The organism is Microbacterium sp. NPDC087591 (assembly GCF_044743625.1).
Taxonomy (GTDB): Bacteria; Actinomycetota; Actinomycetes; order Actinomycetales; family Microbacteriaceae; genus Microbacterium.
Map to the genome: position 1 here is coordinate 499,195 of NZ_JBIUWU010000002.1, position 14,065 is coordinate 513,259.

At 69.4% G+C, this 14,065-nt stretch carries 16 protein-coding genes; 5 read left to right on the forward strand and 11 right to left on the reverse strand.

Annotated features, from left to right (window positions below; all coding sequences use genetic code 11):
- Positions 1 to 15: 15 nt before the first annotated feature.
- Positions 16 to 600, reverse strand: a complete 585-nt coding sequence (locus tag ACIOVG_RS13005) for a pyridoxamine 5'-phosphate oxidase family protein (RefSeq protein ID WP_400873995.1) — start codon at positions 598 to 600, stop codon at positions 16 to 18.
- A 31-nt stretch (positions 601 to 631) separates the two neighbouring features.
- The gene (locus ACIOVG_RS13010; protein ID WP_247630296.1) at positions 632 to 2,230 is read right to left on the reverse strand and encodes an ABC-F family ATP-binding cassette domain-containing protein; all 1,599 of its coding nucleotides are present in this window, start codon (positions 2,228 to 2,230) and stop codon (positions 632 to 634) included.
- A 172-nt stretch (positions 2,231 to 2,402) separates the two neighbouring features.
- Here ACIOVG_RS13010 and ACIOVG_RS13015 point away from each other — a divergent pair, with 172 nt between their 5' ends.
- From ACIOVG_RS13015 to ACIOVG_RS13030, 4 genes are all read left to right on the forward strand, one after another.
- Complete coding sequence (locus ACIOVG_RS13015) at positions 2,403 to 3,020, forward strand: DedA family protein (RefSeq protein WP_400873999.1); 618 nt, start codon at positions 2,403 to 2,405, stop codon at positions 3,018 to 3,020.
- Positions 3,021 to 3,025: 5 nt separating this feature from the next.
- Complete coding sequence (locus ACIOVG_RS13020; protein ID WP_400874002.1) at positions 3,026 to 4,309, forward strand: sensor histidine kinase; 1,284 nt, start codon at positions 3,026 to 3,028, stop codon at positions 4,307 to 4,309.
- The gene (locus tag ACIOVG_RS13025) at positions 4,306 to 4,977 is read left to right on the forward strand and encodes a response regulator (RefSeq protein WP_400874005.1); all 672 of its coding nucleotides are present in this window, start codon (positions 4,306 to 4,308) and stop codon (positions 4,975 to 4,977) included. The genes ACIOVG_RS13020 and ACIOVG_RS13025 overlap by 4 nt, the downstream gene beginning before the upstream one ends.
- Before the next feature lie 98 nt (positions 4,978 to 5,075).
- Positions 5,076 to 6,371: an acyltransferase gene (locus ACIOVG_RS13030; RefSeq protein WP_400874007.1), complete on the forward strand. Its 1,296-nt coding sequence runs from the start codon at positions 5,076 to 5,078 to the stop codon at positions 6,369 to 6,371.
- Positions 6,372 to 6,382: 11 nt separating this feature from the next.
- On the opposite strand, the gene ACIOVG_RS13035 is transcribed toward ACIOVG_RS13030, so the two are convergent.
- The 3 genes from ACIOVG_RS13035 to ACIOVG_RS13045 are packed head-to-tail and all read right to left on the reverse strand — an operon-like array spanning position 6,383 to position 8,245.
- The gene (locus tag ACIOVG_RS13035; protein WP_400874010.1) at positions 6,383 to 6,943 is read right to left on the reverse strand and encodes a CbiQ family ECF transporter T component; all 561 of its coding nucleotides are present in this window, start codon (positions 6,941 to 6,943) and stop codon (positions 6,383 to 6,385) included.
- A 29-nt stretch (positions 6,944 to 6,972) separates the two neighbouring features.
- Positions 6,973 to 7,668, reverse strand: coding sequence for an energy-coupling factor ABC transporter ATP-binding protein (locus tag ACIOVG_RS13040; RefSeq protein WP_400874013.1), 696 nt, complete (start codon positions 7,666 to 7,668; stop codon positions 6,973 to 6,975).
- Positions 7,658 to 8,245 (reverse strand): biotin transporter BioY, encoded by a 588-nt coding sequence (locus ACIOVG_RS13045; protein ID WP_400874016.1) that lies wholly within the window; start codon positions 8,243 to 8,245, stop codon positions 7,658 to 7,660. The genes ACIOVG_RS13040 and ACIOVG_RS13045 overlap by 11 nt, the downstream gene beginning before the upstream one ends.
- A gap of 63 nt (positions 8,246 to 8,308) precedes the next feature.
- Here ACIOVG_RS13045 and ACIOVG_RS13050 point away from each other — a divergent pair, with 63 nt between their 5' ends.
- Entirely contained in the window at positions 8,309 to 8,905 is a 597-nt protein-coding gene (locus ACIOVG_RS13050; RefSeq protein WP_400874019.1) for a TetR family transcriptional regulator, read from the forward strand.
- Here ACIOVG_RS13050 and ACIOVG_RS13055 read toward each other — a convergent pair.
- Genes ACIOVG_RS13055 through sufD form a run of 6 tightly spaced genes read right to left on the reverse strand, consistent with a single transcriptional unit; the run spans position 8,868 to position 14,030 of the window.
- Entirely contained in the window at positions 8,868 to 10,238 is a 1,371-nt protein-coding gene (locus tag ACIOVG_RS13055; protein ID WP_400874022.1) for an MFS transporter, read from the reverse strand. The two genes, ACIOVG_RS13050 and ACIOVG_RS13055, sit on opposite strands and share 38 nt — an antisense overlap.
- Positions 10,235 to 11,389: a MalY/PatB family protein gene (locus ACIOVG_RS13060; protein ID WP_400874025.1), complete on the reverse strand. Its 1,155-nt coding sequence runs from the start codon at positions 11,387 to 11,389 to the stop codon at positions 10,235 to 10,237. Before ACIOVG_RS13060 ends, ACIOVG_RS13055 begins: the two co-directional genes overlap by 4 nt.
- Before the next feature lie 2 nt (positions 11,390 to 11,391).
- Positions 11,392 to 11,721, reverse strand: a complete 330-nt coding sequence (locus tag ACIOVG_RS13065; RefSeq protein WP_141871806.1) for a metal-sulfur cluster assembly factor — start codon at positions 11,719 to 11,721, stop codon at positions 11,392 to 11,394.
- A 9-nt stretch (positions 11,722 to 11,730) separates the two neighbouring features.
- On the reverse strand, positions 11,731 to 12,501 hold the full coding sequence (gene sufC / locus ACIOVG_RS13070) for a Fe-S cluster assembly ATPase SufC (protein ID WP_247630307.1): 771 nt from the start codon (positions 12,499 to 12,501) through the stop codon (positions 11,731 to 11,733).
- Positions 12,502 to 12,828 (reverse strand): Rieske 2Fe-2S domain-containing protein, encoded by a 327-nt coding sequence (locus ACIOVG_RS13075; RefSeq protein WP_247630308.1) that lies wholly within the window; start codon positions 12,826 to 12,828, stop codon positions 12,502 to 12,504.
- Positions 12,825 to 14,030, reverse strand: coding sequence for a Fe-S cluster assembly protein SufD (sufD, locus tag ACIOVG_RS13080; protein WP_400874031.1), 1,206 nt, complete (start codon positions 14,028 to 14,030; stop codon positions 12,825 to 12,827). The genes ACIOVG_RS13075 and sufD overlap by 4 nt, the downstream gene beginning before the upstream one ends.
- Between the last annotated feature and the right edge of the window lie 35 nt (positions 14,031 to 14,065).

The window sequence follows — 14,065 nt, forward strand, 5'->3', positions numbered from 1 at the left end:
CAGCAGCCGTGGTGATCAGTCGCGATTGATCGTGGGCGTCCACCCGTCCTCGTGCGGCACATAGACCACACGCGTGTGGCGGCGATCCCGCGACCCCTGCCAGAACTCGATGCGGCTCGGGACGACACGCCACAGCACCCAGTCGCCGTCGGCCACGTCCGCGCGCGCCGCAGCCGAGCGGGCGGCGAGGTCAGCGGCGCTCTCCGCTGCCGGCGCTTCCCTTACGCGCCCCCGCACGCGCACGGCACGCACCTGCGGCTGCCACCAGAAGTTCAGGGCTGCGGCCGGTGCGTCCGCCAGCTGCCGCCCCTTGCGGGAGGACCTCGTGCTCGCGAACGCCCACCCCTGGTCGTCGACCCGTTTCAGGATCAGCGTGCGCGCATCGGGGACGCCATCGGCATCCACGGTCGCCAGAGTGACGGTATGCGGCTCCGCGACGCCCGCGTCCGCCGCGCCCTGCACCCACGTCGCGAACAATGCGCGGGGATCGTCGGGCAGCGCGTCGAGATCCCACTCGGGGGCGACGCCCGTGAGGGCATGCCTCCCCCGCAACCAGTCGTTGATCGGAACAGCGGCGGGATTCGGTTCGTCAGGCGTCACCCTCTCGACTATGCCACGAGAGGATGAGGGGTCAGGCGAGCTCGATCAGATCCTGGTACTCCTGGCTCCAGATGTCCTCGACACCGTCGGGCAGGATCAGCACGCGCTCGGGGTTGAGCGACTGCACGGCACCCGGGTCGTGCGAGACCAGGACGACGGCCCCCTCGTAGTGCGCCAGCGCGCCCAGGATCTCCTCGCGGGACGCGGGGTCGAGGTTGTTCGTGGGCTCGTCGAGGAGCAGCAGGTTCGCGGACGAGACGACCAGCGTCGCGAGCGACAGACGCGTCTTCTCCCCACCGGAGAGCACCCCGGCGGGCTTGAGCACGTCGTCGCCGGTGAACAGGAACGACCCCAGCACCTTGCGCGCCTCGGTCTCGGTGATGTGCGGGGCGGCGGAGACCATGTTCTCCAGCACCGAACGGTTCACATCGAGGTTCTCGTGCTCCTGGGCGTAGTAGCCGACCTTGAGGCCGTGCCCCGGCTCGAGCTGCCCCGTGTCGGGCTGATCGACGCCGGCGAGCATCCGCAGCAACGTGGTCTTGCCGGCACCGTTGAGTCCGAGCACGACGACCTTGGATCCGCGGTCGATCGCGAGGTCGACGTCGGTGAAGATCTCCAGCGAACCGTAGGACTTCGACAGACCGGATGCCATCATCGGCGTCTTGCCGCAGGGAGCGGGCTTCGGGAACCGCAGCTTCGCGACGCGATCCTCCTGACGCACGTCATCGAGACCGGCCAGCATCTTCTCGGCACGGGCGACCATCTGATGGGCGGCGGCCGCCTTCGAGGCCTTCGCGCCGAAGCGGGCGGCCTGCAGCTGCAGCGTCGTCGCCTTCTTCTCGACGTTGGCGCGCTCCTTCTTGCGCCGCTCTTCGTCGGCCACCCGCTGGCGCAGGTAGTTCTTCCAGTTCATGTTGTACGTGTCGATCACCTGGCGGTTGGCGTCGAGGTAGAACACACGGTTCACGGTCTCGCCGACGAGCTCCACATCGTGGCTGATCACGATCAGCCCACCCTTGTAGCCCTTCAGGAACTCGCGCAGCCACACGACGCTGTCTGCGTCGAGGTGGTTGGTCGGCTCATCGAGGATCATCGTCTGCGCGTCCGAGAACAGGATGCGCGCGAGTTCGATTCGGCGACGCTGCCCGCCCGAGAGAGTGGAGAGCGGCTGATCGAGGATGCGGTCGGGCAGCGAGAGGTTGTGCGCGATCGAGGCCGCCTGCGCCTCCGCGGCGTATCCGCCCTGCGCCTCGAACTGCTCGGTCAGCTGTGCGTAACGCTTCATCGCCTTCGCGGCGACGGCGGGATCATCCGATCCCATGTCGAGCGAGGCTTCGGTCATGCCGAGGTTCAGCTGGCCCAGGCCGCGGGCGTCCAGGATGCGCGTGCGTGCGAGATCTTCCGGGTTTCCGGAGCGCGGGTCCTGCGGCAGGTACCCCAGCTCACCCGAACGCGTGACGGTTCCGTCTGCGGGGAGCAGGTCTCCCGCGAGCACCTTGGTCAGAGTCGTCTTCCCGGCGCCGTTGCGACCGACGAGCCCGATCTTGTCGCCATCGGCGACGCGGAACGAGACGTTCTCCATGAGCAGGCGTGCGCCCACGCGGATCTCGAGGTCGTGCACGGCGAGCACAGCGGATGTCCGTTCTTTCGGGTGGAAGTCGGCCGAGGGGCCAGCCTCCCAGTATAAGCGGGTCGGGCTGGGCGCGGACCGACCGTGCACTCAGCAAGATCAACCCGCAGAGTGAGGACGCCGATACCCGAGAGGGATGCTCCGTCCGGCGCCCTCTCCGTAGCGTTCAGGGGTGGATGTCATCAATGAGCTCATCATGCAGGCCGTCGCCTCCCCCTGGCTGTACCTGGTCCTGTTCGGGGTGACGATCCTCGACGGCTTCTTCCCTCCTGTCCCGAGTGAGACCGTCCTGGTCGCGGCCGCCGCCGTCGCGGCGTCGACCGGGGGCGCAGATCTCCTCCTGCTCGGTGCCGTCGCCGCTCTCGGCGCCGCGATCGGAGACAACATCGCGTTCCTGATCGGCCGCAGCGTGGGCACGACACGTTTCGCCTGGATGCGTAGGCCGCGCGTCGTCACGGTGTTCGACTCGGCGCAGCGCGCGCTCCAGCACCGCAGCGCCGTGCTGATCCTGGGCGCCCGATACATTCCGGTCGGCCGCGTGGCCGTGAACATGTCGGCGGGCGCCCTCGGGTTCGCGTGGCGCCGCTTCGTGCCGCTCAGTCTCATCGGCGGCCTCAGCTGGAGCGCGTTCAGTCTGGCGATCGGGCTGCTCGCCGGCTCCTGGGCCACGGGGCAGCCGCTGCTGAGCGCAGGACTGGGCATCGCGATCGCGCTGCTCGTCGGTCTCGTGATCGACCGGGTCGCCGCCGCTCGGCGCCGCCGCGTCGCCGCCCTCCAACTGGCAGGATGACAGACATGGCCCGTCGCCGACCGCGCGCACCGCGCACCCCGTGGATCACACGACGCACCGCGGCACTCGGCGCGCTGTGCGCAGTGACGATCGCGCTGTTCGCGACGCTCGTCCCGCTGCAGACCACGCTGTCTGGCACACCGCTCCCGCTATCCTTCATCCTCGGCGCAGCCGTGTGCGCCGCGCCCCTGCTCTCGCTCACCCGGCCACGGACGGCGGTCGCGATGTTTGGCGTCGCTGCATTCCTGCTCCCGTTGACCGTCGACGCCTCTCTCGCGATCTCGGCTCCCTGGCCGTGGTCGGTGCCGGCTCTGCTGACGTTCGTGCTGCTGGTCGGCGTCGTCACCTTCATCCACGGCGCACGGCTCGGCGCCTACACGCTGATCATCGGCGTGATCGCCTCCCTCATCGCCCCGTTGCTGCGTCCAGACATGGTCGCCGGCGCCGGCTCGTCCGGGAGCGCGACCGCCGATCTGATCGTGACCTCCTCGGTCTCGGTCGCCATGTATCTGATCGCCGCGCTGGCGGCCGGACGCATCCGCCTCGGTGCCGAGCTGACGCGTGAGCGCGAGCACAGCGCCCTCGAGGAGTCCCGTCGCGCCCTCGTCGAGGAACGCACCCGCATCGCCCGCGAGTTGCACGACGTGGTCGCCCACAGCATGTCCGTGATCCAGGTTCAGGCGTCGACGGCGCGCTATCGGCTGCCCGAGATCGGCGACGTGGCCGCGTCCGAGTTCGACGACATCGCTGCCACGGCGCGCACCTCGCTCGCCGAGATGCGACGGATGCTGGGTGTGCTGCGCACGGAGGACCAGACGGCGGAGCTCGCCCCGCAGCACGGTGTCGATGACATCCCCCGCCTGGTCGACAGCATCCGTCGCGCCGGCGTGGACGTCGGGCTCGCCATCGAGGGCGGCCATGCCGTCGCCGGAGCCGATGCGGCCGTGCAGATCGCCGCCTACCGGATCGTGCAGGAGGCGCTGAGCAATGCGGTCAGGCATTCCCCGGGTGCGCGCGTCACCGTACGGGTGCACGCCGATCCGGCCGCGATCCGCATCCGTGTGCACAACGAGGCCTCGCCGGAGACTCCGAGCGACCAGAGCGGCGGTTACGGCCTGCGCGGGATGCGGGAGCGAGCCGAGCTCCTCGGCGGCAGCCTCCGCGCGGGACCCGACCACGATGGCGCCTGGACCGTCGATGCCGTGCTCCCGCTGACATCCGCTCCCTCGACTCCCCTCCCAGACGACCCCGGGGCGGACCTGCGCGCCACCGACAAGGAGAACACGTGACGATCAGCGTCCTCATCGCCGACGACCAGGCCATGGTGCGCGCAGGCTTCGCCGCACTCCTCGACGCCCACGAGGGCATCCACGTCGTCGGCCAGGCGGCGACAGGCGCTGAGGCCGTCACGCTCTCAGCGCGCGTCGACCCCGACGTCATCCTGATGGATGTGCGGATGCCGGAGCTGGACGGCATCGAGGCGACGCGCCGCATCCTCGGCCCGTCGTATCCGGCCGCCCACGTGCCCCGGATCCTGATGCTCACGACCTTCGACATCGACGACTACGTGTACGACGCCCTCGCGGCCGGCGCGAGCGGGTTCCTGCTGAAGGACGCACTCCCGGAGGAGCTCGTCCATGCGGTGCGTGTCGTCGCTGCAGGTGACGCGCTCCTTGCCCCGAGCGTCACCCGGCGGATGATCGAGCAGTTCGCGGGACGCCGCCCGCAGGGGAACCGATCGACCACGGCCCTGGCCGAGCTGACCGATCGCGAACGCGAGGTGCTGGTGCTGATCGGACGCGGCAGATCCAACACCGAGATCGCCGCCGACCTGTTCATCGCGGAGCAGACCGTGAAGACGCACGTCGGCAAGGTGCTCGCGAAGCTGCAGCTGCGCGATCGCGTGCACGCGGTCATCTTGGCCTACGACACCGGACTGGTCGAACCCTCATCCTGACTCCCTCCACGGTAGGGGGTCGGGACAGCACCCGAGGGTGATGTCCCGACCATCACCGGCTCCATAGTCTCCGGGGACACCGTTCCCCAGGAGGACTCATGACCATCGCCCCGGCGCCGTTCACCGCCGCTCCGTCACCGCCGTCGCGAGGTATCCGCGACACCGGCATCGATTTCGTCCGCGCGCTCTGCGTGATCGGAGTCGTGCTCCTCCACGCGATCATGGTCGGGGTCACCGTGACCGACGGAGGCCCGGTCTTCGCGAACGCCAGCGAAGGCTCCGCGTGGATCACGCCCCTCAGCTGGGCGCTGCAGGTCATGCCGTTGTTCTTCGTGATCGGCGGCTTCTCCGGGCTCATCGCCTACCGCCGCGCGCGCGAGCGGGGCGGGAGCGCCCGATCGTTCGTCGCCGCCCGCCTGCATCGACTGCTGCGCCCCGCCGCCGTCACGATCGGGGTCGTGGCCCTCGCGCTCGCGGTGCTCACCGTGCTCGGCGTTCCTGCCGACCTGCTCGCCATCGCCGGCTTCCGCTACGGGCAGCCGCTCTGGTTCCTCGCTGTCTTCCTGATGTGCCAGGCGCTGCTCCCCGCCCTCGCCTCCGCGCACGATCGCGCTCCGCTGCGCACGATCGGGCTGCTCGCCTTCGCCGCGATCACCGTCGACGGACTCCGCGCGACCATCGGCATCGATGCGGTGGGCTTCCTGAACCTCGCCTTCGTCTGGATGGCGCTCCAGCAGCTCGGCTTCTTCCTCGCCGACGGCCGGATCGATGCCCTGTCACGCCGCACGCGCGCCGTAGCAGGACTCATCGCGCTCGGAGTGCTCATCCTCACGTTCGTCACGGGCATCTACTCCCCCGACCTGATCGCGAACATCAACCCGCCGACCGCCGCGCTGCTGCTGGTCGGTGTCGTGCACACGAGTGCCCTGTCCCTGCTGCGCGACCGGTTGGAGAGGATCAGCCGACGTCCGGTGCCGTCCGCACTCACCGCGTTCGTGACGCCGCGCACGATGAGCATCTATCTGTGGCACATGCCCGTGCTGCTGGTGATGGCGGGCATCACCGCCATGTCCGCGTTGATCGGCGGCCACGGCCTGCCGGCGCTCGGCACCCTGGACTGGTGGGCCGCGCGCCCGCTCTGGCTGGCCCTCGCGCTGGGCCTGACCGCGCTGGTCGCCGTGTCCACCGCGCGCTTCGAGAGGCTGCCCGCGCCCGACTGCTCGACCTCGTCCGCCCGCGTCGGGACCGCGGTGCTCCTGGGTCTGCTCGGAGTCCTCCTCCTGCTCGTGCTCGGCACGTCAGTCGCAACCGCGGCGATCGCCCTCGCGCTGGTGCTGCCGGCTCTTCGGCTCGCGCAGACGCGCTCCTCGGCGGCGCGCTCCGCCGTCGGCTGACCGCCCTGCGGTCAGCCGAGGCCGCGGGCGAGCAGCGCGTCACTCACGTCGTCGGCGTGACGGAGTGCACGGACCAGGAGCGGAACGGCCGCCCGCACCCCCAGGCGCACGCCGCGGGCACGCTGTGCGTCACGGATCTGACCGGCGAACCCCGCGATGATGGGGATCATCGTGATCGTGAGCGACAGTGTCATGGCCACGGCATCGGTGTCGACTCCGAGCCGGCGCGCGGGACGCAGCACCCGGTGCAGGACGTCCAGCAGGTCCGCCATACGTGTGGTGAACGTGAGCAGACTCGCCAGCAGCAGCAGAGCCATTACCCGACCCGTGCTGATCCACGCCGTCAGCGGCGAGATGAACACCGCCAGCGCCACCCCGAGCACCAGCGCGAGCCAGCGGAGACGCCACAGTTCGGTCGCGATCACTCGCACGCCGAAGCCCGCGGTCAGGTAGAGAACGCCGACAGCGATCAGCACGACGCCGATCGTCGCCGCGGTCTGCGGCACGAGCGAGAGCAGCAACGCCGAGATCGCCAGCGCCACGAGCTTGAACCCGGCGGGCATGCGGTGCATGACGCTCACCCCTGGGCGATAGAGCTGGATCATGCACACCCGCGGCGATAGCCGTCGATCACCTCGGCAGGCTCGCCCTGCCGCACCAGCCGCCCGGCCTCGAACAGCAGCGCGACATCGCACCGGGCGGCGAGCTCGAGGTCGTGCGTGACCAGCACGACCTGCGCGGGCTGAGACAGGAGCAGCTCCCCCACTCTGCGCGTGTGCGCGAGGTCGAGCAGCGTCGTGGGCTCATCGGCGACCACCAGGTCCGGTTCGGTGATCAGCACGGATGCCAGTGCGAGCATCTGCTTCTGACCGCCGGAGAGAGTCGACGCCGGCACGTCCGCATGCGCACTCAGGCCGTGCTCCGCCAGGGTCTCCACGACCTTCGCGGCTGCCTCCGCCTTCGGACGCCCCCGCAACGAGAGCGCGAGGTCCTCCGCGGGCGTGGGCATCAGGATCTGCGCATCGGGATTAGTGAAGACGAACCCCACACGCCGTCGCACCTCGGAGCGGTCGCGCACACTGTCGAGCCCGTGCACCCGCACCCGTCCTGCGGTCGGCGCAGTGAGGCCGTTCAGCAGCCGTGCGAACGTCGACTTCCCCGAGCCGTTGGCCCCGATCACGGCCGTGCGCGCTGCGGTGAGCTCGACGGAGACGTCGGTCAGGATCGTCCGGCCGTCGATCTCCACACCCACCCGCTCGACCGAGACCGACCTCTGCCGTTCGATGTCAGCCGACACGGACCGAGGGCTGCGCCGCGACCGATCGCACACCGAATGCCGGCGGGTAGGCGCGACGCAGGGCGAGGGTGAGTGCGGTGGCGGCGGCAGCCTTGAGCAGATCACCCGGGAGGAAAGCCAGGCTGGACAGTGCGGTCGGACCGAGATCCACGCCGAGCACGAGCGCCTGCACGGGGATGCCGAAGAGATAGACCACGAGGATGCCGCCGACCACCGCGCCCAGCGCCGTGCGCCACCAGGTGATGCGTCCGGCGTGCACGATCAGCCCGATCACGAGCGCTCCGGCTACCCAGCCGACCAGGTAGCCGGCCGTCGGCCCGACGAACACCCCCAGCCCGCCGCGCCCGCCCGCCAGCACCGGCAGTCCGACAGCCGCCAGCGCGAGCACGACCAGCACGGCCAGCGGGCCCCGCTTCGGTCCCAGCACGGCTCCGGCGAGCATCACGCCGAGCGTCTGCGCCGTGATCGGCACGCCGCCGGGGAGCGGGACGGTCACCATCCCGAACACGACGATGAGCGCCGCGAAGATGGCGATGCGTCCCAGATCGCGACCGATGTCGGTGCGGGTCTCTGTCATGGTGGTCCTCCCGATATCTTCTTGAACGGTGTTCACGTGAACGGCGTTCAGTATAGTGAGATCATGACCCCTGCACACAACTCGACGCGGCATGACCGCGACGGCGTCGCCCGCGCCGCACTGGCGCTGCTCGACGAGGTCGGGCTCGCCGATCTCTCGATGCGCCGCATCGCGGCACGCCTCGACGTGCAGCCCAGCGCGCTCTACTGGCATTTCGCCAGCAAGCAGGCGCTGCTGGCCGAACTAGCCGACCGGATCACCGCCGGCATTCCGCGCGGCGATGCGTCGGTGCTCGACACGGCCCGCGGCATCCGTGATGCGCTGTTCGCCTATCGCGACGGTGCCGAACTCGTGCTGAGCACCTACGCGCTCCGCCTCGGCTCCTCCTCCGCGCAGACCGCGGTGCACGATGCGCTGGTCGCCGACGGCGCCGATTCCCCTCACGAACGGGCTGCCGCGATCATGCACTTCGTTCTCGGCCACGCGACGCTCGTGCAGCAGCGCATGCACGCCGACAGCTATGGCGCCGTGATGGCCGACGACGAGGTCGGGGCGGAGCACGACGTCACCGCCGGCCTCGATCGTGTCTTCGACCTCGGGGTGACGGCGCTGACCGGTGTGGTCAGCGGTGCGACTGCTCCGCGGCATGACCGAGCCTGAGGCCAGGGACCGACGCCAGGAACACCAGCACGACGCAGAAGGCGAAGACCGCGCTGAACGCGCTCACGCCGCCGCCGAGCGTGGCGACGCCGAGACCCGCGATGGCGATCGCGACCGCCGACCCCGTGGCGTCCGAGATCGACAGCGCCGAAGAGTTGAAGCCCTGATCGTCCGGCCCCGAGTAGGCCAGGGTCAGCACGGTCAGACGCGGGTAGAGCAGCCCCATGCCTCCACCACCGAGCGCCCATCCGAGAATCACGAGCAGCGGTGAGATCCCCCACAGCGAGGTGAGCAGCACGCTCGCGATCGCCCCCAGCAGCAGGCTCAGGCTGATCACCGTGATGCGACGGTTGCCGAGCCTCTCGCCGTAGCGCCCCTGCAGCGCGGAGGCACCCGCCCAGGCGAACGCCGCGAGCATCAGGGCGATCCCCGCCCATGTCGCGGTGAAGTCGAACCGCTTCATCAGCAGATACGGGATGTACGCTTCGGCGGCGAAGAACGCCCCCGCCACCAGGCCGCGCATCAGCACGACGCTGGGGAGTCCGTGCCCGGCACGCAGCATGCCCTTCGGCACGAGCGGGAGCAGTGCGACGCCGATCACCACCACCGCACCGATCGCCACCGGCCAGCCGACGGGCGGCACCATCTCCGCGGAGAAGCCGATCAGCACCGCGAACACGGCCACCACGACGGCCAGCAGTAGACGCGTCACCACCGCGCGCCGATCCTGCGGCACACCGTGCCCGAGATCGACCCCGCGCAGGCGTGCCGCGATCGTGAGGAATGCCGCCGCGGTCAGCACCGCGACGCCGAGGAAGGCCCAGCGCCAATCGAGGAACTCGGCGACTGCCCCCGCGAGGAAGGGGCCGATCATCGACGGGACCACCCACGCGGCGGCGAACGCCGCGAACACGCGACCGTGCAGATGCGGAGGGTACAGACGGGCGACCACGACATAGAGCGCGACGGTCTGCCCTCCCGCGCCGAGGCCCTGTACGAGCCGGCCGGCGAGGAACTGATGCATCGTGACGGCGACCCCGGAGATGACCAGACCGATCAGGAACAGGGAGACCGCGACGTAGAGGGCTCCGCGCGGTCCCCGGCCATCCGACCAGGCTCCGGCGGCGACCATGCCGATGACGCTGGTGGCGAGCGTCCCCGCGAACGCGACGGCATACAGCGCCTGCCCGTCCAGCGCCTCGCTGACGATCGGCATCACGGTCGTCACCGCCAGCGACTCGATGGCGGCGAGGAAGATCAGAGCCACCGCGCCGAGGGTCACCCAACGACGCTGACGATCCCAGATCGACGCTTCGGCCCGTACCTCTGTCATCGCGCCACGAGAGCAGCGATGCGCTCGATGGCCTCGGTCATGATCTCGGGGCTGGTGCCGAAGTTCAGGCGCACGTGCCCCTTGCCCTCGTCGCCGAACGCCGGCCCGTAGTGCAGGGCGACCTTGGCCTCGCGCAGGATGCGCCGTGCGGGGTTGTCTCCCCAACCGAGGTCGGTCAGGTCGATCCATGCGAGGTAGCCGGCATCCGGGAGGCGGTAGCGGGCTCCGGGAAGATGCTGCGCCAGAAGCCGCGCGAGGAGCACGCGGTTCTCATCGAGCGTGTGCAGCAGCCCGTCGAGCCAGGCGTCGCTCTCCTCCGAGAACGCCGCCACCGCAGCCAACAGCCCGAACTGCCCGGTACGCCACTCCACCTCGACGGGAAGCGCACGCACCACCGCGGTGGTCGCGTCGTCCGCCGTCACCATCAGAGCGCACTTGAGACCAGCCAGGTTGAACGCCTTGCTGGCGCTGACCACGGCGTAGCCGACGCGTTGTGCCGCGTCGTTCACCGAGAGGAACGGGGTGAAGCCCGTTCCCGGCTGAGCGAGCGGAGCATGGATCTCGTCCGACACCACGCTCGCGCCGAACTCGTCGGCGAGCTCGGCAAGAGCCGCGAGGGCCGACCGGTCATGAACGGTCCCGGTCGGGTTGTGCGGATTGCAGAGCAGGATCGCTGTCGCGCCGGCAGCGAAGGCCGTGCGGATGCCGTCGAGGTCGAGCTCCCAGCCCGCCCCGTTGTCTCGCAGGGGTACCCGCTCGATCTCGGCACCCGCCTCCTCGACGAGGTCGAAGAACGGCGGATACACGGGCGGGGTCACCACGACCCGCTCCCCCGGTCGCGTCACTCGGCGCAGGATCTCGACGATCCCCATGCTGACATCGGCCGTGCTGCGGACGCGTGCCGGATCGACGTGCCATCCGAAACGACGCCGGGCGAACGCCGCGTACGCGTCGGCGAGCGGAGTGCGAGAAGCCACATAGCCCGTGTCGCCGGTCTCGACGGCACGACGAAGGGCCGCACTGATCGCGGGAGCCAACGGGAAGTCGGTCTCCGCCACGAACAGCGGAAGCACGTCGGCGGGGTACTCCCGCCACTTCTCGCTGGTGCGATCGCGAAGCTCGTCGAGCGGCAGGGCCGTGACGCGCAGCATCCTCAGATGGCGAAGCCGAGCGCGCGCATCATGTCGCGTCCGTCATCGGTGATGCGCTCAGGACCCCACGGCGGCATCCAGACCCAGTTGATCCGGAACCGGTCGACGACGCTGTCCAGCGCCTGCGCGGTCTGGTCCTCGAGCACGTCCGTGAGAGGGCAGCCCGCACTGGTGAGCGTCATGTGGATGACGAGAGCATCGTTCTCGTCATCCCAGGCGAGATCGTAGATGAGGCCGAGGTCGACGACGTTGATCCCCAGTTCGGGGTCCATGACGTCTTTCAGAGCCTCGGTGACCTCGTCGTACTTCTGGTCCGTGAGCGTCGCGGTCATGCAGTCAGCCTACGCCTCGAGCGGGGCTGCGGGGTCGAGGAAACGGTCGTATCCTTCGTCCTCGAGCCGGTCGGCGAGCTCCGGGCCGCCCTCTTCCACGATCTTGCCGGCGACGACCACGTGCACGAAGTCGGGACGGATGTAGCGGAGGATGCGCGTGTAGTGGGTGATCAGCAGCACGCCGAGCCCGGTGGACTCCTTCGCGCGGTTGACACCCTCGGAGACGATCTTGAGCGCGTCGACGTCGAGACCGGAGTCGGTCTCGTCGAGGATCGCGAACTTCGGCTTCAGCACCTCGAGCTGCAGGATCTCGTGACGCTTCTTCTCGCCACCGGAGAAGCCCTCGTTGACGTTGCGCTGCGCGAACTTCGGGTCCATACGCAGGTTCGCCATGGCCGACTTGACGTCCTTGGTCCAGCCGCGGATGGCCGGAGCCTCGCCGTCGAGCGCGGTCTTCGCCGTGCGGAGGAAGTTCGTCACGGTGACGCCGGGGATCTCGACCGGGTACTGCATCGCGAGGAACAGGCCTGCGCGCGCACGCTCGTCGACCGTCATCTCGAGCACGTCAGCGCCGTCGAAGGTGATCGAACCGCTCGTGACGGTGTACTTGGGGTGACCGGCGATCGTGTACGCCAGCGTCGACTTGCCGGAGCCGTTGGGACCCATGATGGCGTGCGTCTCACCGGTGTTCATGGTGAGGGTGATTCCGTTGAGGATCGGGGTGGTCCCCGACTCGGTCTCGACCGTCACGTACAGGTCGCGGATCTCGAGAACAGACATTCAGACTTCCTTAATCACGGTCGGGTCGATGAGCACGTCGTCGCCGTCGATCACGACGACGTAGACCGGGACGGGCTCATAAGCGGGGAGGTTCTGGGGAACGCCGGTGAGCAGCGAGAAGGCGGAGCCATGGGCCCAGCACTCGACCGTGTCACCCTCGACGAACCCCTCGGAGAGGGAGATCTCTCCGTGGGTGCAGGTGTCGCCGATGGCGTGCACGACGCCGTCGCCGTCCTTGATGACGGTGATCGCCACTCCGCCCGGCTCGACACGCAGGGGCGTGTCCTGCTCGAGGTCGGAGAGACCGCAGACGCGCTCGGCGGTCATGCCTCCACCGCCGCGAGTTCGGTCTCGATCGCGTCGAGCAGCTCCGTCTCCAGAGCCGGGATGCCGAGTCGCTGCACGATGTCGGTGAGGAATCCGAGCACGACGAGGCGACGTGCCTCCTCTTCGCTGATGCCCCTGGCCTGCAGGTAGAACAGCTGCTCGTCGTCGAAACGACCGGTCGCGCTCGCGTGTCCGGCACCCAGGATGTCACCGGTCTCGATCTCGAGGTTCGGGATCGAGTCGGCGCGCGCACCCTCGGTCAGCACCAGGTTGCGGTTCGCCTCGTACGAGTCGGTGCCGGTCGCGTTCTGCCCGATGAGCACATCGCCGATCCAGACGCTGTGCGCGCCCTGGCCCTGCAGCGCACCCTTGTAGAGAACGTCGCCCTTGGTGCGCGGACCCTTGTGGTGGAGGTAGACCTGGCTCTCGAGGTGCTGCCCGGCATCCGCGTAGGAGAGGCCGTAGAGGTAGCCCTCGGAACCAGCGCCGGCGAGCTCGACGTTGGGGTTCACCCGCACGATGCCGCCGCCGAAGCTGACCACGAAGTGCTTGAGCGTCGCATCGGCGTCGACCCTGGCCTGATGGGCAGCCGTGTGCACCGCGTCATCCTGCCACTGCTGGAGGCTGATCACGGTGAGCTTCGAACCCGGACGCGCGATGATCTCGAGGTTCTGCGTGTACTGGGCACTTCCGGTGTGCTGCAGCACCACGGTCGCGACGCTGTGCTCGAGCGCCTCGATCACGATGTGCGCGTCGGCGCGGCGATCGGCACCGAGTCCCTCGATCGCGAGGAACACGGGCTCGGCGACCTCTTCCTCGCGCGGAATGCGGATGTGCAGCGCTTCCTTCGCCCCCTGCCAGGCCACGGCGGCCGTGATGTCCTCGGCGAGGAAGACCTCACCGCGCGGAGCGGTGCCTGCGGTGAGCGGAGCGGCGAAGTACTGCTCGCCCGAGCGGATGTCGTAGCGCACGCCGTCGTTCGTCGCGGCGACCTCGAACAACGAGGTCAACTGAGCGACCGGGGTGTGCTTCCAGTTGACCTCACGCCCCGTGGGCGCTCCGAAGTCCGCAGGCTCGAAGGAGTGCGGTCGCTCCGAACGGGTCTGGACCGGTACGAAACCGGCTTCTGCCACCTGGGCCGCCGGGTCGACGTGGGCGCTCGTGTAGTGCGACGCCGTCGGCGTCGTCGTCTGGGCCGTCATCTAGCCGACACTTCCATTCATCGTCAGAGGGACGG